At 56.0% G+C, this 22,277-nt stretch carries 22 protein-coding genes; 12 read left to right on the top strand and 10 right to left on the bottom strand.

Going from position 1 to position 22,277, the window contains the following annotated elements:
• Positions 1-5 precede the first annotated feature (5 nt).
• The 6 genes from B5D52_RS08170 to rlmD all read left to right on the top strand — a co-directional run bounded on the left by B5D52_RS08170 (position 6) and on the right by rlmD (position 5,696).
• Complete coding sequence (locus B5D52_RS08170) at positions 6-743, top strand: IMP cyclohydrolase (RefSeq protein ID WP_016148260.1); 738 nt, start codon at positions 6-8, stop codon at positions 741-743.
• Positions 744-760: 17 nt separating this feature from the next.
• Positions 761-1,930 (top strand): phosphoribosylaminoimidazolecarboxamide formyltransferase, encoded by a 1,170-nt coding sequence (locus tag B5D52_RS08165; protein WP_016148259.1) that lies wholly within the window; start codon positions 761-763, stop codon positions 1,928-1,930.
• Positions 1,931-2,021: 91 nt separating this feature from the next.
• Positions 2,022-2,366: a hypothetical protein gene (locus B5D52_RS08160; protein ID WP_016148258.1), complete on the top strand. Its 345-nt coding sequence runs from the start codon at positions 2,022-2,024 to the stop codon at positions 2,364-2,366.
• Positions 2,363-3,619 (top strand): phosphoribosylamine--glycine ligase, encoded by a 1,257-nt coding sequence (gene purD / locus B5D52_RS08155; protein ID WP_016148257.1) that lies wholly within the window; start codon positions 2,363-2,365, stop codon positions 3,617-3,619. The genes B5D52_RS08160 and purD overlap by 4 nt, the downstream gene beginning before the upstream one ends.
• 3 nt (positions 3,620-3,622) lie before the next feature.
• Positions 3,623-4,147, top strand: a complete 525-nt coding sequence (locus B5D52_RS08150; protein ID WP_016148256.1) for a hypothetical protein — start codon at positions 3,623-3,625, stop codon at positions 4,145-4,147.
• Between the two features lie 175 nt (positions 4,148-4,322).
• Positions 4,323-5,696, top strand: a complete 1,374-nt coding sequence (gene rlmD, locus B5D52_RS08145; protein WP_016148255.1) for a 23S rRNA (uracil(1939)-C(5))-methyltransferase RlmD — start codon at positions 4,323-4,325, stop codon at positions 5,694-5,696.
• Between the two features lie 50 nt (positions 5,697-5,746).
• Here rlmD and trxA read toward each other — a convergent pair whose 3' ends face one another.
• Positions 5,747-6,052 (bottom strand): thioredoxin, encoded by a 306-nt coding sequence (gene trxA / locus B5D52_RS08140; protein ID WP_016148254.1) that lies wholly within the window; start codon positions 6,050-6,052, stop codon positions 5,747-5,749.
• Between the two features lie 104 nt (positions 6,053-6,156).
• On the bottom strand, positions 6,157-7,032 hold the full coding sequence (locus tag B5D52_RS08135) for an NAD(P)/FAD-dependent oxidoreductase (RefSeq protein ID WP_016148253.1): 876 nt from the start codon (positions 7,030-7,032) through the stop codon (positions 6,157-6,159).
• Between the two features lie 202 nt (positions 7,033-7,234).
• Here B5D52_RS08135 and B5D52_RS08130 point away from each other — a divergent pair, with 202 nt between their 5' ends.
• Together B5D52_RS08130 and B5D52_RS08125 are read left to right on the top strand one after the other, a co-directional pair.
• Positions 7,235-7,963, top strand: a complete 729-nt coding sequence (locus B5D52_RS08130) for an ABC transporter ATP-binding protein (protein WP_016148252.1) — start codon at positions 7,235-7,237, stop codon at positions 7,961-7,963.
• Positions 7,960-8,877: a SufB/SufD family protein gene (locus B5D52_RS08125; RefSeq protein ID WP_016148251.1), complete on the top strand. Its 918-nt coding sequence runs from the start codon at positions 7,960-7,962 to the stop codon at positions 8,875-8,877. The genes B5D52_RS08130 and B5D52_RS08125 overlap by 4 nt, the downstream gene beginning before the upstream one ends.
• 192 nt (positions 8,878-9,069) lie before the next feature.
• Here the strand turns inward: B5D52_RS08125 and B5D52_RS08120 are convergent, their stop codons facing one another.
• From B5D52_RS08120 to B5D52_RS08110, 3 genes are read right to left on the bottom strand one after another with little or no spacing between them, the layout of a single operon-like run.
• Positions 9,070-9,738 carry a DUF6320 domain-containing protein gene (locus B5D52_RS08120; RefSeq protein WP_016148250.1) on the bottom strand — a complete coding sequence of 223 codons (669 nt, stop codon included), beginning with the start codon at positions 9,736-9,738 and terminating at the stop codon, positions 9,070-9,072.
• Positions 9,739-10,992 (bottom strand): hypothetical protein, encoded by a 1,254-nt coding sequence (locus tag B5D52_RS08115; protein WP_040332867.1) that lies wholly within the window; start codon positions 10,990-10,992, stop codon positions 9,739-9,741.
• Positions 10,893-11,924: an alpha/beta hydrolase gene (locus B5D52_RS08110; RefSeq protein WP_016148248.1), complete on the bottom strand. Its 1,032-nt coding sequence runs from the start codon at positions 11,922-11,924 to the stop codon at positions 10,893-10,895. Before B5D52_RS08110 ends, B5D52_RS08115 begins: the two co-directional genes overlap by 100 nt.
• Before the next feature lie 383 nt (positions 11,925-12,307).
• Here B5D52_RS08110 and B5D52_RS08105 point away from each other — a divergent pair, with 383 nt between their 5' ends.
• Entirely contained in the window at positions 12,308-14,230 is a 1,923-nt protein-coding gene (locus B5D52_RS08105) for a sensor domain-containing diguanylate cyclase (RefSeq protein ID WP_016148247.1), read from the top strand.
• 53 nt (positions 14,231-14,283) lie between these two features.
• Here B5D52_RS08105 and B5D52_RS08100 read toward each other — a convergent pair whose 3' ends face one another.
• On the bottom strand, positions 14,284-14,919 hold the full coding sequence (locus B5D52_RS08100; protein ID WP_016148246.1) for an endonuclease III domain-containing protein: 636 nt from the start codon (positions 14,917-14,919) through the stop codon (positions 14,284-14,286).
• A gap of 142 nt (positions 14,920-15,061) precedes the next feature.
• Positions 15,062-15,736: a Crp/Fnr family transcriptional regulator gene (locus B5D52_RS08095; RefSeq protein ID WP_016148245.1), complete on the bottom strand. Its 675-nt coding sequence runs from the start codon at positions 15,734-15,736 to the stop codon at positions 15,062-15,064.
• A 138-nt stretch (positions 15,737-15,874) separates the two neighbouring features.
• Here B5D52_RS08095 and B5D52_RS08090 point away from each other — a divergent pair, with 138 nt between their 5' ends.
• The 3 genes from B5D52_RS08090 (at position 15,875) to B5D52_RS08080 (ending at position 18,974) form a co-directional block, all read left to right on the top strand.
• Positions 15,875-16,792: a DMT family transporter gene (locus B5D52_RS08090; RefSeq protein WP_016148244.1), complete on the top strand. Its 918-nt coding sequence runs from the start codon at positions 15,875-15,877 to the stop codon at positions 16,790-16,792.
• A 239-nt stretch (positions 16,793-17,031) separates the two neighbouring features.
• A complete protein-coding gene (locus B5D52_RS08085; protein WP_016148243.1) occupies positions 17,032-18,009 on the top strand; it encodes a diaminopimelate dehydrogenase in 978 nt (325 codons plus the stop codon).
• Between the two features lie 92 nt (positions 18,010-18,101).
• Positions 18,102-18,974 carry a methionyl aminopeptidase gene (locus B5D52_RS08080; RefSeq protein ID WP_016148242.1) on the top strand — a complete coding sequence of 291 codons (873 nt, stop codon included), beginning with the start codon at positions 18,102-18,104 and terminating at the stop codon, positions 18,972-18,974.
• Between the two features lie 66 nt (positions 18,975-19,040).
• Here the strand turns inward: B5D52_RS08080 and gltA are convergent, their stop codons facing one another.
• From gltA to B5D52_RS08065, 3 genes are all read right to left on the bottom strand, one after another.
• Positions 19,041-20,438 carry an NADPH-dependent glutamate synthase gene (gltA, locus tag B5D52_RS08075; protein WP_016148241.1) on the bottom strand — a complete coding sequence of 466 codons (1,398 nt, stop codon included), beginning with the start codon at positions 20,436-20,438 and terminating at the stop codon, positions 19,041-19,043.
• Between the two features lie 2 nt (positions 20,439-20,440).
• A complete protein-coding gene (locus B5D52_RS08070) occupies positions 20,441-21,286 on the bottom strand; it encodes a sulfide/dihydroorotate dehydrogenase-like FAD/NAD-binding protein (protein ID WP_016148240.1) in 846 nt (281 codons plus the stop codon).
• 159 nt (positions 21,287-21,445) lie between these two features.
• Complete coding sequence (locus B5D52_RS08065) at positions 21,446-22,195, bottom strand: N-acetylmuramoyl-L-alanine amidase (protein ID WP_016148239.1); 750 nt, start codon at positions 22,193-22,195, stop codon at positions 21,446-21,448.
• Between the last annotated feature and the right edge of the window lie 82 nt (positions 22,196-22,277).

Here is a 22,277-nt window from a genome sequence, read left to right as displayed (position 1 = left end):
TTTCTATGTCTAGCATGTTCGTTTCCGATTTTTCCAACGTTTTTCATATCACAGAAGAGCTGGAAGGCAATACCTATCCCGGCCGTGGCCTGATGATGGGCACCACGCCCGATGGTGACACCTCGGTTATGGTATATTTCATCATGGGCCGCAGCGAAAACAGCCGCAACCGTGTATTCACCGAGACCGAGGACGGCATCCGCACCGAGGCATTCGACCCCTCCAAGTGCTCTGATCCGTCGCTCATTATCTACCATCCGGTACGTGTTTACGGCGGCCGCACCATCGTGACCAACGGTGACCAGACCGACACCATCCGCGACGCACTGGCCGAGGGCAAGAGCTACATTGATGCGCTGCGCACCCGTCGCTTTGAGCCCGACGAGCCCAATTTCACCTCCCGTATCTCTGCGGTGATGAACGAAGACGGTTCCTACGCGCTGTCCATCCTCAAGTACTTCCACAGCGACCCGGATGCCTGCAAGCGCTTCTTCTTCGAGTATGACAAGCCGGTCAAGGGGCGCGGTCACTTCATCCACACCTACATGTGCGATGGCAACCCGCTGCCCTTCTTCCGCGGCGAGCCTAAGTGCGTCTTTGTCGAGGATACCCCCATCGACACCTATGCCGATCAGCTGTGGAATGCACTGGACGAGAACAATAAGATTTCGCTCTTTGTGCGCTATATCAACCGCAAGACCGGCGAGACCCAGACCGTCATCAAGAACAAGCATCAGAAGTAAGCGGAGGCAGCAAAAACATGAAAGAATTAGAGCTGAAATACGGCTGTAACCCCAATCAGAAGCCCGCACGCATCTTTATGGACGAGGGAGAGCTGCCCATCGAGGTGCTCAATGGCCGTCCGGGCTATATCAATTTCCTGGATGCCTTCAACTCTTGGCAGCTCGTGCGCGAGCTCAAGGCGGCAACCGGCTATCCGGCTGCGGCATCGTTTAAGCATGTTTCGCCCGCTGGTGCCGCGCTGGGCTATCCGCTGAGCGACACCGAGAAGGCCATCTATTTTGTTGAGGGCGAGCTGTCGCCTATCGCATGCGCATACGCACGTGCACGCGGCGCCGACCGCCTGTGCTCTTACGGTGACTGGGTTGCCCTGTCCGATGAGTGCGACGCAGACACCGCACGCCTGCTGGCAGTCGAAGTGTCCGACGGTATCATCGCACCCGGCTACACCGACGAAGCCCTTGCTATCCTCAAGACCAAGCGCAAGGGCGGCTACAACGTCGTCAAGATCGACGCGAACTACGAGCCCAAGGCCATCGAGCGTCGTGACGTATTCGGCATCACCTTCGAGCAGGGTCACAACGACCTCAAGATCGATGCTGACATGCTGAACAATATTGTTACTGACAATAAGGAATTGACCGACGAGGCAAAGCGTGATATGATCGTTTCGCTCATCACGCTCAAGTACACTCAGTCTAACTCGGTCTGCTACGTCAAGAACGGCCAGACCATCGGCGTCGGTGCTGGCCAGCAGAGCCGTATCCACTGCACCCGTCTGGCAGGTCAGAAGGCAGACAACTGGTATCTGCGCCAGCATCCCAAGGTAATGGGTCTGCAGTTTGTTGACGGTATCCGCCGTCCCGACCGTGATAACGCAATCGATATCTATATCTCGGACGAGTACGAGGACGTTCTGGCAGAGGGCGTTTGGCAGAATACCTTTAAGGTCAAGCCCGAAGTGCTGACCCGCGAGGAAAAGCAGGCGTGGATTGTAACCCAGACCGGTGTCACCGTCGGTTCGGACGCGTTCTTCCCGTTCGGTGACAACGTTGAGCGCGCACGCAAGTCCGGTGTACAGTATATCGTACAGCCGGGCGGCTCCATCCGTGACGATCATGTCATCATGACCGCAAACAAGTACGGCATTGTCATGTCGTTCACTGGTGCGCGCCTGTTCCATCACTAAAAGATTGCAGACCGTAAGGTCTGACGATGCACCCAACCAAAACAGAGCGGGATTACCCGCTCTGTTGTTATAGAAGGAGAACAAACAGGTTATGGATCGGAAAACAGGTGGGAAAAGCTGCCTGATCGGCTTTGTTTTACTGGTGGCATCCCACTGGACAGGCTCATTTGCATGGATCGCACGCCTGCTCGGCTATATCGGTATCGCCAACGGCACCGCAGCCTTGCAGCAGGACGGCAATGTTTGGATGCACCGCGCGAACGTATACAGTACGATTGCAGTAGGTGTGTTTGCCGTGCTGGAAATCGTATCGCTGACCGGGCTTGTGCAGGTCGGTCGACAGATTGATCTGCTGCTCTCATGCGTTTTTGCACTGGTCTGTGCAGCCTGCACCCTGATGGGTCTGTTTACCCGGAAAAAGGAGGAACATCAATGAAAGTTCTGGTAATCGGCGGCGGCGGACGTGAGCACGCCATCTGCGTGACGCTCGCGAAGAGCCCCAAGGTAGATAAAATCTGGTGCGCACCCGGCAACGGCGGTATTGCGCAGGTTGCAGAGTGCGTGGACATCAAGGCCACCGATATTGACGGCGTAGTCGCTTTTGCCAAGGCAAACCAGCCCGATCTGGTCATGGTCGCGCCCGATGACCCGCTGGCACTCGGCATGGTCGATGCGCTGGAGGCCGCTGGTATCCGCGCCTTTGGCCCGCGCAAGAACGCAGCCGTGATCGAGGGCTCCAAGTCCTTTGCCAAGGATCTCATGCACAAGTATAACATCCCGACCGCGGGCTATGCGGTATTCGAGGACTCTGCATCTGCCATCGCATACATCAAGGAGCAGGGCGCACCGATCGTCGTCAAGGCTGACGGTTTGGCACTCGGCAAGGGTGTTACGGTTGCGATGACCGAAGAGGACGCCATTGCGGCAGTCAAGGACGCGATCGACGGCGGCGCATTCGGCGGCGCAGGCGCGCGCGTGGTCATCGAGGAATACCTGACCGGTCCTGAAGTGTCGGTTCTGGCATTCGTTGACGGCAAGCACCTCAAGACCATGCCCTCGGCGCAGGATCATAAGCGCGCTTACGATCACGACGAAGGCCCGAACACCGGTGGTATGGGCGCATTCTCGCCCTCTCGCTTCTACACTGAGGACATTGCTGCACAGTGCATGGAAACCATTTTCAAGCCCACCGTTGCCGCGATGGCAGCCGAAGGCCGTCCGTTCAAGGGCGTTCTGTACTTTGGCCTCATGCTGACCCCCAAGGGTCCCAAGGTCATCGAGTACAATGCACGTTTTGGCGATCCCGAGACCCAGGCTGTGCTGTCCCGACTGGACTCCGACCTGTACGATATCTTTAACGCAGTCATCGACGAGAAGCTGGAAGAAATCGACATCAAGTGGAAGGATGACGCAGCTTGCTGCGTGGTCATGGCATCGGGCGGCTACCCCAAGGCATACGAAAAGGGCAAGGTCATTACTGGTCTTGACGATGTGACCGATTCCTTTGTCTTCCATGCGGGCACCAGCCTGAAGGACGGCCAGATCGTGACGAGCGGCGGCCGCGTACTGGGCGTGACTGCAACTGCGCCGACTCTGGATGAGGCCATCCAGAAGGCGTATGCGGATGTGCACAAGATTCACTTTGACAAGGCACATTTCCGGATCGATATTGGTATTAAGAAAGGATAACCCATGGACGCAAATAAGCAGAAACAGATTTTAGGCTGCATGAACGATGTGCTGGGTCAGAACGGTTTCCGTTCCGAGCTCATCGAGCAGACCGAACACACCCCGCTGATGCTGCGCGCTGAGAGCCAGCGTCTGGGAAAGGTTGCCAAGGAGGCAACGATTGAGGCGTGCTTCATTCCGATTTCGCTTCCCGATGAGAACAGCGGCCTGCTGCAGTTCTTTGTCACCCTTTTTAACAACGTGCCCGAGCAGAATCAGGCACAGGTAGAAAAGGCTTGCCGCTACTGCAACGACTTTTCCGCACTCGGTCAGTTTGGCTTCTTCCAGCCTGCTGGTCAGATTTACCTCAAGCATAACACGCTGGTTGATGCCAGCCTGGACCTCGAAAAGGTCATTACCTTTGTAGCAGATAACATTTCGCTGCTGGTTGCTTCGGCGACCCGCTTTATCGATGCATTCGCTGCAGTTGGCTTCTCCGGCCTGACGGTCGATGTTGCCATCGAGCAGGAACTGCTGCCCAAGGTCTAAGTACAGGAAAAGCCCGGATCGTATCAGATCCGGGCTTTTTGCTGTCTGGCTATTTGGCGGGCGATATGCTATAATATTGCTGATCCCATCACAGTTTTTGGAGCAATGACCAGATAAACGGCCGGAACCTTACGCATCCGTGCCGAATCGAGCACAGGATAGAAGGAGACCCACCATGGCAATACAGAAAAACAAAATTTACCGCGCGGAGATCGTGGACTACACAGCCGAGGGCAGCGGTGTTGCGCGGATTGAGGGAATGGCAGTTTTCGTACCCAATACCGCGGTCGGTGACCAGTGCGACATCCGCATCGTCAAGGTCAATAAGCGCATGGCCTTCGGCAGACTGGATCGCGTCATCATCCCTTCGCACGACCGCATCGAGCCGGCTTGTCCGGTTGCGGGAAAGTGCGGCGGCTGCTGCTTCCAGCACATTTCCTACGAGGCAGAACTGCGCGCTAAGTTCAAAAAGGTGGATGATGCGCTGTCCCACCTAGGCGGTACACCGGGTATTCTGGACGGTATCACCGGCGCAGATGAGACGACGCATTACCGCAACAAGGCGCAGTATCCGGTCGGACAGGACGCGCATGGCACCTACACCGGTTTTTACCGTCCGCACAGTCACGATATCGTCAAGACCGAGCGCTGCCTGATTCAGTCGGAGCGGGCTGACCGTCTGGCGGCTGCTGTTTGTGCGTGGATGGATGCGCATAATGTGACCGCATACGACGAAAAGACTGGAAAGGGACTCATCCGACATATCTATGTGCGCACGGGCGCAGTCAGTGGGGAGACTCATCTGTGCCTGATTGCCACGCGCAGCAAACTGCCTGCGGCTGACGATCTGATCGAACGTCTGACCAAGGCCGAGCCATCGCTGGTCGGTATCGTGGTCAATATCAATAAGCGCGGCGATAACGTCATTTTGGGACAGCACACCGTGACGCTGTGGGGCGAGCCGGTTTTGCAGGACAGCCTGTGCGGCAACGTGTTCCAGCTGTCGCCGCATGCTTTCTATCAGGTCAATCACGCCCAGACCGAAAAGCTGTATGCGCGCGCACTGGAACTGGCCGACCTGCACGGCGGCGAGACGGTTGTTGACCTGTACTGCGGTGCGGGTACGATTACGCTTGCGCTGGCTGCTAAGGCGGACAAGGTCATCGGCGTCGAGATCGTTCCCGTGGCCATTGAGAACGCCAAGGAGAATGCCGCGCGCAATGGTGTGGGAAATGTATCCTTTATCTGTGCTGATGCCGGTCAGGCAGCCATGATGCTGGCCGAGCGGGGAGAGCGCCCGGACGTGCTGACCGTCGACCCGCCGCGCAAGGGTCTGGACGAACAGGCTGTGGAGGCCATCGCGCGCATGCAGCCGCCTAAGGTCGTCTATGTCTCCTGTGATCCGGCAACGCTGGCACGTGATCTCAAGCGTTTTGCCGAGTACGGCTATTATGCGCAGACCGCGCGGGCGTTTGACTTGTTCCCGCGCACAAAACATGTAGAAACTGTGCTGGTTTTAACAAAAAAGACAAACGATCAAGCTGAATAAATGAGAAAAAGCCGGACAAATGTCCGGCTTTTGTTGTATCTCAGAATGGTTTATGCGTTGCGCAGCATCTCTTCCAGCTGCTCGCGGGCATGCAGGCCAACGGCACGCTGTACTTCCTTGCCGTTCTTGACAACAACCAGAGTGGGGATGCTCATAACGCGGAAGTGCTGAGCCAGTTCGGGCTGCTCGTCAACGTTGATCTTGCCGACGTTCAGGCCGTCTGCTGCCATCTGGTCAATGATCGGGCCCTGACGCTGGCAGGGACCGCACCAGGTTGCCCAAAAGTCCAGCAGGATGGGGCTGCCTGCGTTTACAACTTCCTGCTCAAAGTTCTGCTTGGTGATCTGCTTTGCCATATCTATCGACTCCTTTTCGGTCTGTAAATTACAATCTTTGCAATCAGTCTTTCCTGATGTTGGTATCAGTATACCGCATTCGTATGGATTTATCCGTGACCAAGTCACAGTTCGGGATGGTTCTTGCGATAGGTGCGGACGTACTGGATGGCAGACAGACCGGCAACCGTGCCGTCGTGTACGGCCTTGGCGACCTGAAGCAGGCCGCCCGTGCAGTCGCCTGCGGCGAACAGACCGGGCAGAGCGGTCTGCATCTCGCGGTCTACTTGCACGTTGCCCTTTTCATCGAGTGCCGCGCCGATGCGTCGTGCCATCTCGCTGCCGCCTGCCGTGCCCAGTGCGATAAACACACCGTCGAGCGGGAGAGTCTCACCGTCCGCAAAGCGCACGCCTTCCACCTGTTCTTCGCCGACAATTGCCTCGATCGGGCGGGTATCCAGCGGGTAAGGGCAGGGCTTGCTGAAGGTCTGGGGAGCACCGCCGGTCAGAATGGTGATCGAACCAGCCATGCCCAGTTCTTCGGCCTCGCTCAGTGCGTAATCACCGCTGCCCAGCACGGCAACGCGCTTGCCGCGGTAGAAAAAGGCGTCGCATACGGCGCAATAGCTCACACCGCGGCCGTCGAGCTCACGCAGACCGGCAATCGGCGGTGCGGCACGCTTGACACCGGTTGCCAGAATGACCGCGATGGCCTCATAAGCGCCGTCGGTCGTGGTCACCGTGTAGGTGTCAAATCCCGAGACCCCCAGAACCTGGGTGCGCACGATGCGTGCGCCCAGCGCCTTGGCCTGTGCTTCACCCTGTGCGTGCAGCTCGGCACCGCTCATGGGCTGGATGCCATAAAAGTTTTCAATTCGCTCGGCTTTTTCCAGCGCACCCATGCCTTGCGACAGCAGGAGAGGCTTGAGTCCTGCACGCGCCGCATACAGCGCTGCCGCAGTACCCGCGGGGCCGGAACCGATAATAATGATGTTTTCCATTGTGTTACACCTTCGTTTCTATGTGAAAAATTGAGGCAGAGGAAAGCCCTGCCCGTGGTCGAATTGCTTTTGACAGGGATATGATACCACAATCGTCTATTTTTGTCCATTCTGCCGAGCGGTGTCGCTTGACATATGAATGACTGCTCAATTATAATAGAAGAGCAGAAATTTACAGCCAACATAGGAGGCGTTTGATTATATGCTGACCCTGGAACATCTGGCCTGGTCGCTGCCGGACGGAACCGATATCGTCAAGGACGTCAGTCTGACCGCGAAAGACGGCAAGCTGGTCGTTGTCACCGGCCCGAATGGCGGCGGCAAGACATCGCTTGCAAAGCTCGTCGCCGGACTGCATACCCAGACCTCGGGTAAGATTATTTTTGACGGCAAGGACATTTCTGGTCTCGATATCACCGAGCGTGCACGTCTGGGCATTGCATATGCCTTTCAGCAGCCGGTGCGCTTTAAGGGACTGACAGTGCGTGATCTGCTGGAAATCGCAGCCGGACATGAACTGAGTGAGGATGAACTGTGCGACCTGCTCGGCCGCGTCGGTCTGTGCGCCGATGAGTATATCGGTCGTGAGCTGGATTCCGGCCTGTCGGGCGGTGAGATGAAGCGCGTCGAGATCGCGTCTGTTCTGGCACGCCGTGCACCGCTGTGCATCTTCGACGAGCCTGAAGCCGGTATCGACCTGTGGAGCTTTGCACGTCTGGTCGAGACCTTCCAGGATCTGCGTGCGTCCCGTCAGAGCACGCTGCTCGTCATCTCGCATCAGGAGCGTATTCTGTCCATCGCAGACGAGATCGTTGTCATTGCCGACGGACGTGTCCGTCAGGCCGGCCCGGCTTCGCTCATTCTGCCCATGCTGCTGGCTGATGAGTCCACGCCGCGCTGTCCACTTGGAAAGGAGCGTGCTTCCGTATGAATAACGTAACCGAACAGCTTCTGCGTCTGGTCGCAGATTTCAAGGGCTCCTTCAAGGGTGCATTTAACATCCGTGAGGATGGTCAGTGCGCTGGACGACAGTCGTCTGAGCACATTAAGATCACATCCAAGGAAGACGGCAAGCCCGGTCTGGATATCCGCATCGATCCGGGTACCAAGGGCGAGACCGTATATATCCCGGCCTGTGTCACCCATAGCGACGTCAACGATCTGGTGTATAACGATTTCTTTGTCGGTGCAGATGCAGATGTCGTGATCGTTGCAGGCTGCGGCGTACACGCAGACAATGAGGGCGAAGCTCGTCACAATGGTATTCACCGCTTTTTCCTCGAGCCGGGTGCACATGTCCTGTATCAGGAAAAGCATATCGGTACGGGTACGGGCAGCCTCAAGCGCATCGACCCCATCACCGATATCTATTTAAAGGAAAACGCTGTCCTCGAGATGGATACCGTGCAGCTGCGCGGCGTAGATGTGTCTGAGCGCAGCACGACCGGTAAGCTGGAAAAGGGTGCAAAGCTCATCGTACGCGAGCGCATTCTGACCGATGGCAAGGAATGGGCCAAGACCGTGTTTGACGTGTCGCTGGATGGTGAGGACTGCTCGGCTGACGTGGTTTCGCGCTCGGTCGCAAAGGGTGAGTCCTATCAGGAGTTTGTCTCTTCTATCCGCGGCAACAATCGCTGCACCGGTCATTCTGCATGTGATGCTATTTTGGCCGATCATGGTCGCGTCAATGCACAGCCCGCACTCGATGCAACCCATCTGGATGCACAGCTCATTCACGAGGCTGCCATTGGTAAGATCGCAGGCGAACAGCTGCTCAAACTGGAAACCCTCGGTTTGACTGCTGAGGAAGCAGAGGAGCGCATCATCGCAGGCTTCTTGAAATAATCTCCGCACCCAATATTGAAAGTTTCGCCAGCCTTTTCAAAGGCTGCGGGTTCTCAGGGCAGCGCCCTGAGTCGCGGCTCTCAAGCCGCGAAATCTCCTTGGATTCTCGGTGTCCGCCCCGGGAATCCACAAATTATGCAAAAACCAAAAGTCCGCAGAATACTTCTGCGGACTTTTTCTATCTTATCGTCATCACAAATGAAACCTTCGCGCAGCCTCGTCGCGCATGTACCGGTGGAAAAATACCACAAGTATCACTAAGGTGAGGAACGAACCACCCGAACAAATCATGCTGGGCAGCTTGACCTGCACTTTATCGAGCAGCATAAGCACAATCGGCGCAATCCATCCGAGAATGGACAGCACACCAATCCAGCCAACCGCATCCACCATCGGGACGTGCAGAATGAGTTTTAGGATGAGCAGCACACCGACACCACCGAGCAGCAGAATGGGGATCACCCATTCGATCGACCAGGCGTGCCAGCCGGTGCCGATGTCCCATGCAACCGACAAAATGGAGAATAGCAGTGCCTGTGCAGTCAGGTTCTGCATGAGCAGACGACGGCGGGAAATGCCGAGCATGACAGCCAGCCATGTGCACAGCGACGCGGCAATGACCAGATAGGGCCAGTTGCTCGAGGGATGCCAAATGGTCTCGACCTGAATCGAGCAGGCAATCACGATGAGTACACACAGCGTGATGATGCGCCGCGCAACACGCGCCCGGCGGTGCGGTGCGACGACCTGCGGGAAAATCTCACTTTGCGGGTCAGGTTCACCGGTCAGCTTGCCGCGGCACAGCGGACAGCAGCGCTTGCTGCCTGCAACCTTGACCTGGCACAGCGGACAATATTGCATTTACGATCCCTCCCCATACATGGTGTTGCTGCGAACTTCAAGCGAGACGCCGTCCTGCGTCAGACGTGCAAAGACGCGGCGAATGACAGACGGGTCACGCATGGTGGTGGTAAAGCCCAGATGAAGCTGTCCGTTGTAGCTGCAAGTACACAGCTGGAGAGCATCGGTGCCGACAAAGACGCCGAATGCCTTGACATAGGGTGCGACCGCGTCGGGCAGCTGGAATTTACCGATATTGGACAGTGCAGCCGTCTCGCCAACGTCGGAAATCAATCCAGACAGCAGCAAAACCGGATATTTGATAAAGAGCGGAATGGGACGCAGGAGGAAGTTATGCTCGAGCGCTGCCAGGGTGTTAAGCCTTGCTGCCAGATTTTCCGCAGTCAGTTCCCGCTTGAACGCGACAGCGGTCTGCTCCAAAATGTCGGAGAATTCACCGCTGCGCTCGTTGAATGCGTAAGATGCGCGGATGATGCTGAAAAAGTTACGCGCGGTGTGCGAGGGAAAGTAAGAGCGCAGATCGACCGGGACGGTGAGCACGACCGGCTTTTTGCGGTCACGGACATACATACCGCCGTGGATTGCCTGGAACATGACAGCGGCCAGATAGACGGTCAGCGTCGTATTGTACCGATGGGCAGCGTCCAGCACCTGCTTGACATCACACACACCCTCGTAGACTTTGAGATCACCGCCGCGGTGGGGCAGGCGATAGGCACGCGGCTTGCGTTCGCGCTTGCTGCTGCGTCCGTCCGACTTATAGTATTTCTGAAAACCATCCTCCATGCGCTCATCCATCGCGGCTCTGGGCGGCTGGCACAGGTCTAAATCGTGCGCAAGCGACACATATTCGGTCACCAGTGTCTGCAGCATTTCGATGGCGCCCGCACCGTCTGCAACGACGTGGAATACATCAAAATTGATCTTATTTTTCCAATAGCTGACTTCGAACAGAGAAGAGCGGCTGTCCTCGTAGAGCGGTGAGCACGGCGGAGCATGCTCAGGTACGACACGTGCACGGCGTTCGGTCTGTTCCAGATAGTACCAAAACACACCGCGCCGCAGTACCGTCCGCAGATTGGGGTACTGTTCGACCGTGCGGTCGAGTGCGGCTTGCAGGACGGCTGGTTCGACCGTCTGGGTCAGCTCGCAGGTCAGTCGGAAGACCGCGGTGTCCGCCCCGTGAACCGTCGGCGGGAAAATTTTAGCTGCGTTGTCCAACCGGTACCAGTCCGGTTTGTGTTGTCTGCGCATACGGTATCAACTCCCAAAAATTTTGCAATGAGCGCGTGCGCGCGCTGGACCTGCACGAAGCGAGCGGGCAGGGAAATAAAGCCATGCAGGGCATCGGGCATGCGGTGCAGATAAACCTGCGCACCGGCATGGGAGAGCGCAGCGGCATAGGCTTCGCCCTCGTCGCGCAGCGGGTCAAACTCGGCTGTGATGACCAGCGTGCGCGGCTGACGGCTAAGATCTTTCATCAAAAGCGGTGCAAAGTACGGATTTGTAAATGCACTGTCATCCTGACCGGCGTACAGGCGCATAAACTCCTGCACACGATAGGAGGTCAGCAGATATCCCTCGCCGTTCTCGTGTACAGACGGGAAGGGAGAGGATTCCGAGTGATCGGCAGCCGTTGCCGGATAAATCAAAATCTGTTGGCTGACCGTAAAATCACCCCGGTCACGCGCCAAAAGCGAGACCGCGGCGGTCAGATTGCCGCCGGCACTGTCGCCGATGAGGGTGATATCCTCGGGCTGCACGCCGAACTGTTCGGGATCGGCGTAAATGGCCTTGGCTGCCGCGTAACAGTCCTCCAAACCGACCGGGAAGGGAAACTCAGGGGCGCGGCGGTACTCCACCGAGGCAATCCGGCAGCCGGTTGCCTTGGCCAGCGCCTTGCAAACCTGATTGTAGGTGTCCACGCTCTCAAACACCCAGCCGCCGCCGTGGAAAAACAGCAGCAGCTGACTGCTGGTCTGCTGTTTGGGGGTGTAGATGCGCACTCGGATGGGGGTGCCGTCAATGGACTCGATTTTTTGGTCCCACAGGTGATACAGGGGAGAGAGCGGCGAGGACTTGAGCGTGTACAGAGCACGCTCAATTTTATAGACCTTTTCGAGGTCTGCGGCAGCGGGATAAGACAGAAGTTTGAGCGCTGCCTGCATATGTTTATTGATCGCCAATGCAACCGATTCCTTTCTAATCTTGTATGTGGATGTGTTTCCATGCTTTTATCCTATCACAGTTTGTGCAAAATGTCATGCAGAAAAGAAACCAAACTGCCGGACAGAACCGGCACGGCCAGAAATCGCTTGCCGGGAAGTGGTCGGACAAATGCCGGGAAGGGGACTTTGTGGCGCAAAATGGTTGTTTATGCAACCGTTTTGAGTAATTTTGAGACAATCGACAAAAAACAGACCGTTTTCAGCAATTCCCGGGGCTTACTGCGGATAAAATTTGTATTTTTATGTGCAGACGTCTCTTGCGTTGGATACAGAAAAACGCTATAATGTAGGTGTAACTACAAATTCAACACATTTTTTCCGAGCTTGAAAGGAGGGCCGGTATGCAGCGGACACATCCCGACGTGCGCACCTCTTTTTTGAGAACCAATCTGCGGCAGATTGTCGGACTGACTGCGTTAGGTCTGGCGGTCATTGCCGTGCTCACGACGCTGTCCTTTTTTCACTTCAGCAAAAAAATGTATCAGGTGATTTATGCGCAAAATATGTCCAGCGTCAGCCAGCTTGCCGGATATTTCACCCGAACCTTTGATACAAAAATCAAGTCATGTTTTCAGATTCTGGAGAACGCTGAGATTCTCATTGAACCTGAGCAGCAGCTGCTCGAAGACGGCGTGATGGAGAAGCTGGAATTGGTTGTGACCAAGACCGACTTTTCCGACATGGGCGTTGTTGATCTGCAGGGAAACGCGCGCAATGTCAACGGCAAAGCAGCCAATATCTATGATGTACAGTTTGTTCAGGAGGTATTGGCGGGCAATCGCTATATTTCGGATACCGCTTATAATAAGGAAGGGCAACCGTACCTCTTGCTGGCCATCCCCATGCATCAGCGCGGGGAAATTGCAGGCATACTGTATGGACGGTATCTGATTGAAGATATCCTGTACGATGTTGAGTGGGAGACCGAGGGCGACTGCTATTTCCAGATTGTTGACAGTCAGGGAAATTATATTACCCGGTCCAACAGTGCAGACGCGTGGGCAGATGGCAGTACTGACTTGTGGACCGAACTGGAACGGTATGACTACCACGATACCACGACAGCCGACAAGATCGCAGAGAACATGCATCAGGGAGAAAGCGGCACGTTTTACTGTACGTATGAGGACGATGGCCGTTATGTCAGCTATCAGCCCATCGGTATCAACCAATGGTATGTCTTTTCCGCGCTGCCCGAGCAGAACATTACCGAATATGCCAGCTCGATGCGGCAGATTTCGCTGCACATGCTGGTGCAGATTCTATTGTGCCTGCTCGCGGGTGCGTTGATTCCGCTGCTCTACATCGGACGTGTCTACTATATGATCCGCGACAAAAACACCACACTGGAAGTGCATAATCGTATGTTCCAGCTGGTGCTCCAAAAGACCAAGGATATTCCATTCGAAGCCGATTTGCCCAAACATGAGGTTATTTTGCACAGTCCGCGCTTTGAAGGCGGAAACTATACGCTGAATCTTGCGGATATTCGACCGTCTGTACTGTTTGCGCAGGAAAAACTGGATGCAACTTGTTATGGTACTTACCAGAAAACCTATGCCGACCTGATGCGCGCCAAGACCGGAGAACCGGAGATCGTGCAGCTGCGCATGTTCGGTGAGATGACTTGGTTTAAGATCATGCTGCTCGACGTTTATCGACTGGGCGCAGACACGCGTGTGGTCGGTGTTCTGGAAAACTACGAGGAGCAGAAACAGAAGGATATGGAGATCGAGCGCCGTCGGCAGCAGGCCATTCACCTGAGCCGCCGCTCGCAGCACGACTTTCTGACCGGTTTGTTTAACCGTGAGACCTTCGAGGAATGGGTCGATCTGTATTTGGGAAGCGAGCCCGAGCGCATGCAGGCCTTCCTGATTCTGGATCTTGACCACTTCAAGGAGATCAATGACACCATGGGTCACACCAAGGGCGATGAGGTGCTGCGCGATGTAGCCGATGCGCTGCGTCATCAGTTCCGACGGGACGACCTGATCGCGCGTCTGGGCGGTGACGAGTTTGTCATCCTGCTCAAGCATCTGGACAGCGATGCGGTGATCGAAAAGCTGACCGGTGCGCTGGGACAGGCACTGCGCAGGACCTACACGCAGGGAGAAACCTCGCTGTCAATCAGTGCGTCGATCGGTGTCGCACGTGCACCCATAGACGGCACGACCTTTGCTGAGCTGTATCCCAAGGCGGATGCCGCACTGTACGCGGTCAAACGCCGCGGCAAGGACAGTTTCCAAATTTATCATCCCGAATAAATGAAAATCGCCCGTTCGGACAAGTGCCGAGCGGGCGATCTGTTTTTATTCAGTTATACACCGATCTGCGGACAGATATCGCGCAGACAGCACATTTCACAGTGCGGCTTGGTGCGTGCGGTGCAGACATCGCGGCCATGGTAGACCAGACGGTGGCAGAAGTCACTGCCTTCCTCGGGCGGGATGATCTTCCACAGCGCCATCTCGACCTTTTTGGGCTCCTTGATGCCGTCGACCAGTCCCATGCGGTTGACCAGTCGGATGCAGTGGGTGTCGGTCACGATGGCAGGCTTGCCGAACACGTCACCCATCACCAGATTGGCGCTCTTACGTCCCACACCGGGCAGTTTGAGCAGTTCCTCAAAGGTCTGCGGAATGCCGCAGTTGTACTGGTCACGCAGTACCTTCATGCACGCGCTGATATCGCGCGCCTTGCTCGGGCCTAGTCCACAGGGATGGACGATCTTTTCAATCTCGTCCACGTCTGCTGCGGCCAGAGAGGCGACATCAGGGAACTTTTCGTACAATTTTTCTACAACAACATTGACGCGTGCGTCGGTGCACTGCGCAGCCAGACGCAGGCTGACCAGCAGCTTCCAACCCTCGTTATAGTCGAGCGTGCAGGTCGCGTCGGGGTATTCACGCTTGAGGCGCTCGATGATTTCCAGCGCACGTTCCTGTTTGGTCATAAGGGAATCTTCCTTTCTATTGGATCGTCAGCAGATCACTGACGGCATAAATGCGATTAACTCTCTTTATCAAATATATTATACCATAGACGCACGCAAATTTTAACCACCAAACACAGTTTTTTTCGCTTTTTCGACCGAATCAGAGATCGGCAGCCTGCAATTCTGCGTACAGCAGGCTCTTATTCAGAATGCGAATGCCGCCGCGCGAGACTTCAATGCTGCCGTTCGCCGAAAGCTGCTTTAAAATACGGCTGACCGCTTCACGCGCCGAACCGATGGCTTTGGCGAGCTGTTCCTGTGTCAGCGTCACATGATCGCTGCCCGTGCTCGACGACTCATCGACCAGGAAAGCGGCGACGCGCTGGCGCAGGGTCAGGAAGAACATGCGCTCAACGGCCTGGATGAGGTCGGACAGACGCTCGGTGCTGCTGCGATAGACATAGTTCTCTACGTACAGATTATGCGACATGAGATCGGAGAACAACGAGGTAGGGATAATGATGAGGTCGCAGTCGGTCTCGGCATCGATCTGTACATCAAAGGTAATGGCCGAGAGCACACAGGAAGCCGACAGCATGCAGGCATCGTTCTGACGCAGACGGTAGATCGTGGCCTCACGTCCGTCCTGACTGAGCAGATAGACCCGCAGGATGCCGCGCACGACAAACAGCGGGCCGATACAGTTGCAGCTGCCCATCTTTACGGCTTGTCCGGCGGAGAAGTGCGCGGTCAATGCCTGCTCGCGCACGCGCTGCTGGTCTTCGGGCGATAAATGCGGCCAAAAGCTCTGTTTTTCTAATAATGTGAGATCCATTCAGGGTCATCCTTTCTCGGGCTGTCTGCTGTCATTGTAGCACGTCACGACGGCAGTTGGCAAGCGCGTGAAATGATGATTGCAGGACGGAAATGGGTGCGTTATAATGGTGTGAAAGAAGGAAAAAGGGGAAACGATATGAACACACCAATGCTATCCGATCGCGCGTTCCGCGCACACAAGGCACGCGGCGTGCTGTATACCGTCATCTCAGCACTGCTGTTCGGTGTCACACCCGTACTGGCCAGCCAGACGTTCGATATGGGCAGTAATGCCAATACATTGACCTTTTATCGCAACCTGCTGGTCGTACCCGTGCTGCTCATCGTCATGCTGGTTAAAAAGATTCCGTTCGGCCTGACCAAAAAGGAACTGGGGCTCATGCTGCTCGTCGGCGTCGCGTTTCGCGCATCCACCACCTTCATGCTCTATCAGTCCTATGCCTATATCTCGGTCGGCACGGCGACAACGCTGCACTTCATGTACCCAATGGTGACCGCAGTTTTGTGCTTTGTGGTCTTTCACGAGAAGCTCAAGCGGGAAAAGATTGCAGCGCTGGTCATTGCACTGGTCGGCGTGATGCTGTTTGCTGACAAAGCCGGTGCGGATGCAGTACCCGGTCTGGTTCTGGCGCTGGCTTCGGCAGTGACCTATGCCTGTTATCTGACCGGCATGGACAAGACCGATCTGCGCAACATGAACGGCACCAAGGTTGCCTGCTATATGGGGCTGTTTAACGCCCTTGCCGTGCTGATTGTCGACCAGATTCCGCACCAGATCGTCTTTGTTCTGCCGCCGCGCGCCATGCTCTATACTTTCATCATCGCCATGTGCACTTCGTTTGTGGCATTTTGGCTGCTCCAGCGCGGTATTCAGGTGCTTGGTGCGCCGACGGCTGCCATTTTCTGCCTGTTTGAACCCATCGGCAGCGTGGTATCGGGCGCATTGTTCCTTGGGGAACGCATGAACCTGCGCAGCACACTGGGCTGTGTATGCGTACTGGGCGCGGTCTTGGTCACCGTGCTCAGCGACCGTAAAGAGAAGTCCACGATCTGAAAAGACGACGATAAATCACTGAAAAATCATCGGATTGATGACTTTATAATCGTGAATCAGACACGCTTTTCAATTATGACAAGAATGACCGTTTTCGTATAGTAAAATTTGTTTTCTTTGACTAACACACAGCCGTTTTCCATTTTTGCGAAATGCGGTATAATAAAAACAGAATGCAATCCATACCGCCGTTCTGCCGAACGGTCGGTTCAAATCTATATGGAAGCGAGAGATGAACAATGATTAAAGTTGGTATTTTAGGTTACGGCAACCTGGGCCGCGGCGTAGAGTCCGCACTGGCACAGAACGCTGATATGGAACTCGTCGGCGTATTCACCCGCCGCGATCCGGCTTCGCTCAAGGTCGCATCTGGTGCGCCGGTATATCACACCGATGATGCAGAGAAGATGAAGGAGCAGATCGACGTTATGATCATCTGCGGCGGCAGTGCAACCGACCTGCCCAAGATGACCCCCAAGTATGCCGAGATGTTCAACGTTGTCGACAGCTTCGACACCCATGCACATATTCCGGAGCACTTTGCAGCCGTTGACGCAGCTGCGAAGAAGGCTGGCAAGATCGGCCTGATCTCCTGCGGTTGGGATCCGGGTATGTTCTCGCTCAACCGTGTCTACGCAAACGCAATCCTGCCCGAGGGCAAGGACTACACTTTCTGGGGCCGTGGTGTCAGCCAGGGTCACTCGGATGCAATCCGCCGCATCGAGGGCGTTAAGGATGCACGTCAGTACACCTGCCCGGTAGAGTCTGCGGTTGAGGCTGTTCGCGCCGGCAAGAATCCCGAGCTGACCACCCGCGACAAGCACACCCGTGAGTGCTTCGTTGTTGCAGAGGAAGGCGCAGATCTGGCTCGCATCGAGAACGAGATCAAGACCATGCCCAACTACTTCGACGAGTACGAGACCACCGTACACTTTATCTCTGAGGAAGAGCTGCAGCGCGACCATGCAGGCCTGCCGCACGGCGGCTTTGTCATCCGTGCCGGCAAGACTGGTGACGGTTCCCGCAAGCACATCATCGAGTACAGCCTCAAGCTGGACTCCAACCCCGAGTTCACCGGCTCGGTTCTGGTTGCCTGCGCACGTGCGGCTTACCGCATGAACAAGGAAGGTCAGACCGGCGGCAAGACCATGCTGGATATCGCACCGGCTTACCTGTGCGCTCAGTCCGGCGAGGAACTGCGTGCGCATCTGCTCTAAGTTTGAATGGAAGGGGAACCGGCTGCTGTGCCGGTTCTCCGTTTTTCTGGGCGCAGCTGCGTCCGTAATCTGATAGGAAAGGTGTTGCGATCATGTCAGAACTTGGAAGAAATGACGCTTGCTGGTGCGGCAGCGGCAAGAAATATAAGAAATGCCACGCGGACTTTGATGAAAAGCTGTCTGCACTCAAGGCAGAAGGTCATGTCATCCCGCCGCACAAGCTCATCAAGACCCCGGAGCAGATTGAGGGCATTCGCCGCAGTGCAAAGGTCAATATTGCCGTGCTCGATTACGTCGCAGAGCACATCCGTGCCGGTATCTCGACGGCTGAGATCGACCGCTGGGTATACGAGGAGACGCTGCGTCTCGGTGGTGTTCCTGCACCGCTGGGCTTTGAGGGATTCCCCAAGAGCGTGTGCACTTCGGTAAACAATCAGGTCTGCCACGGCATTCCGTCCGAAGAACTCATTCTGCAGGACGGCGATATCATCAATGTCGATGTGTCCACCATCGTGGACGGCTACTACTCGGATTCCTCGCGTATGTTCTGCATCGGCAAGGTGCTGCCCGAGTGGGAAAAGCTGGTGCGTGTGGCCAAGGAATGCGTCGAGAAGGGGCTCGAGCAGGTCAAGCCCTTTGGTCTGCTGGGCGATGTCGGTCAGGCGGTCAACGATCACGCCAAGGCCAACGGCTACTCGGTCGTGCGTGAGATCGGCGGTCACGGCGTGGGTCTGGAATTCCACGAAGACCCGTGGGTCAGCTATACATCCAAGGCCGGTACCGGTATGGTAATGGCACCCGGTATGATGTTTACCATTGAACCTATGGTCAACATGGGTGCGCCTGACATTTTCCAGGACAGCGACAACGGCTGGACGATCTATACCGATGACGAACTGCCGTCGGCGCAGTGGGAAATTCAAGTATTGGTCACCGATGACGGCTACGAGGTCATTGCATACTGATTTTTCATACAAAAAGAAAAGCAGAGGCGTTTTGCCTCTGCTTTTTTGCGACCCAAACGGGGAAAATTACTTGTTCTTGTTCTGAACGTACTCGTCCATTGCAGCCGCAGCACGCTTGCCGGCACCCATTGCCAGAATAACGGTTGCCGCGCCGGTGACTGCGTCGCCGCCAGCGAATACACCGTCCTTGGAGGTGATGCCGTGCTCGTCGTCTGCTACGATGCAGCCGCGCTTGTTGGTCTCCAGACCCGGGGTAGTCGAGCGGATCAGCGGGTTGGGGCTGGTGCCGATTGCCACGATGACAGCGTCCAGATCCAGAACGAACTCGGAACCTTCGATCGGTACCGGACGACGGCGGCCGGATGCGTCGGGCTCACCGAGCTCCATCTGCTGGCACTTCATGCCGGTAACGAGGTAAGTATCGGGATCGCCCAGAACCTCAACCGGAGCGGTCAGGAACTTGAAGACGATGCCCTCTTCCTTGGCGTGGTGGATTTCTTCCAGACGTGCGGGCAGCTCAGCCTCGCCGCGGCGGTATACGATGTAAACTTCCTCTGCGCCCATGCGCTTTGCCGAACGAGCTGCGTCCATGGCAACGTTGCCGCCGCCAACGACTGCGACGCGCTTTGCACGCAGAATCGGGGTTGCAGCGTCTTCCTTGTAAGCCTTCATCAGGTTTACGCGGGTCAGGTACTCGTTTGCCGAGTAAACGCCGTTGTAGTTCTCGCCCGGAACGTGCATGAAGGTGGGCAGACCAGCGCCGGAGCCGACAAAGATGGCCTCGTAGCCGTCTGCAAACAGATCGTCGATGGTCTCGGAACGGCCGACAACGAAGTTCAGGACGAACTCAACGCCAAGTGCCTTGAGGTTGTCGATTTCCTTCTGCACGATGGCCTTGGGCAGACGGAATTCCGGAATACCGTACATCAGAACGCCGCCAGCGGTGTGCAGTGCCTCAAAGACGGTAACAGCGTAGCCCTTGCGTGCCAGATCACCTGCGCAGGTCAGACCGGCAGGGCCTGCACCAACAACAGCGACCTTGTGGCCATTGGGCTCGGGCTTTACGATCTCAGCGGTGTCGTGTGCCATCGCGTAGTCTGCGACAAAGCGCTCCAGACGACCGATGCCGACTGCCTCGCCCTTGATGGCGCGGACGCACTTGCACTCACACTGGCTTTCCTGCGGGCATACACGACCGCAGACAGCAGGCAGCGCGGAGGTTTCCTTGATCTTGGCAGCAGCCTCGAGGAACTTACCCTCTGCGACCAGAGCGATAAACTCAGGAATCTGTACGCCAACCGGGCAGCCGGAGACGCAGGGCTTGTTCTTACAATTCAGGCAGCGGGTTGCCTCCTCGATTGCCATTTCAGCGGTATAGCCGGTTGCAACTTCCTCGAAGTTCTTATTGCGGACGTTGGGGTCCTGTTCGGGCATCGGGACCTTGGTGAGAGACATATTCGCCATGATTACTTGACCTCCATCTTGTGCAGGTTGCACTCGTGTGCCTCGACGGCGTGAGCCTCCTGCTTTTTATACATCGCGCTGCGGCGCATGGACTCGTCGAAGTCGACCAGATGGCCGTCGAAGTCCGGACCGTCGACACAGGCGAACTTGATCTCGCCGCCGACCGACAGACGGCAGCCGCCGCACATGCCGGTACCGTCAACCATGGTCGAGTTCATGGAGACGATGGTCTTGATGCCGTAGGGACGGGTGGTCTCAGCGACGAACTTCATCATAATCATGGGGCCGATGGCGATGACAGCATCGTACTGGTTGCCTGCGTCGATGAGCTCCTTGAGCACCTGGGTAACCAGAGCCTTGCGGCCGTTGGAACCGTCATCGGTGACCAGATGCAGGTTGGTGCAGGCAGCACGCATTTCGTCTTCCAGAATGATGATGTCCTTGTTGCGGAAGCCAGCGATCAGATCGACTTCAGCGCCCATCTCGTGCAGCGCCTTTGCCTGCGGGTAAGCGATCGCGCAGCCCAGACCGCCGCCGACAACAGCGACCTTCTTGAGGCCTTCCAGTTCGGATGCGCGGCCGAGCGGACCAACAAAGTCATGCAGGCAGTCGCCCTCATTCAGCAGGCCGAGCTTCTTGGTGGTAGCGCCGACCTCCTGGAAGATAATCATAATCGTGCCCTTTTCGCGATCGTAAGAAGCGATGGTCAGCGGGATGCGCTCGCCGTCCTCATCCACGCGCAGGATGATGAACTGACCCGGCTGTGCCTTTTTGGCAACGTGCGGCGCGTCAATGACCATTTGCTTGGTATTTGCATTGAGTGTCTTTTTTTCAAGAATCTTGTACATTCCGATCCACCTCCATAGTGTACATTATTATACGACAGGGGATGACAATTTGCAAGAATACTTTTTGGGGATGAATCGGTAAAATCTGCGTTTTTGTGCAAAAAGAACAGAACAAAGGCAGAGCATGGGCAGGAAGTCGGCGGAAAAGTGAACAGGGGATCAGGAGTAATTGAGCGTGATGTATTCCGAGCGGGCGTAGCCTTCAATATTGCCATAACGGATGACATACCAGCCGTTCCACGAGCCGAGTACGCTGACCTGTGCACCGTCCGGCGCCTGACCGATAATGGGTGCGGCGAGTGAGGGACGGGAGCGAATGTTGAGATTGCCGAATCCCAGATCGACCGTCGCGCTCAGAATGGGTTCGGGTTCCAGGAAGGGAATACCGAAATAGTTGGTCAGCGCCATGACCAGACGGCGGGCAATGGGGACGATGTTGGAGCGAATCCAGGCCGCATCATCCGGGTTGTCGTGATAGCCCAGTTCGGCCAGCACAGCCGGGGCACGGGTGCGGGAGACTTCACCGATCGAGGTGGTCGGGCGTGCCTGTACCTTGTCGGGCAGGGGGTAGATCTCGCGCAGCTGGGCAACCATGGCATCAGCCAGACGGCGGCTGCGCTCGGAACCGGGATAATAATAGATGTCGATGCCGCGCAGCTTTCCCGCAAGGCTTTCGGGTGCGGCGTTGGAGTGCAGAGCGACATGTGCGTCGTAGGTTCCGGCATTGGAGACGAGGATGGAGGTGGCGGCTGTCATTTCCGGCGTGTTGCGGGTGTAGACAATGCCCGAAGCGGTCAAATAGGGCTCCATCGCGTCGGCAATCAGGTTCATGTAATATTCTTCGCTGCCCGCGCCGTCATAGAACAGGTTAAACTCCTGTGTGCTGGGAGATAAATAGATGCTTGGCATAGATTGGTGCCTCCTTGATGCAAAAATCAGCGTAAAAAAACTCTCAGATATCTCATTCTTATGCAAGTATACGAAAAGTGGT

This window comes from Butyricicoccus pullicaecorum DSM 23266 (assembly GCF_900167005.1).
GTDB lineage: Bacteria > Bacillota > Clostridia > Oscillospirales > Butyricicoccaceae > Butyricicoccus > Butyricicoccus pullicaecorum.
Note: the sequence above shows the minus strand (reverse complement) of the source record. Positions and strands in the feature narration are given on the sequence as shown.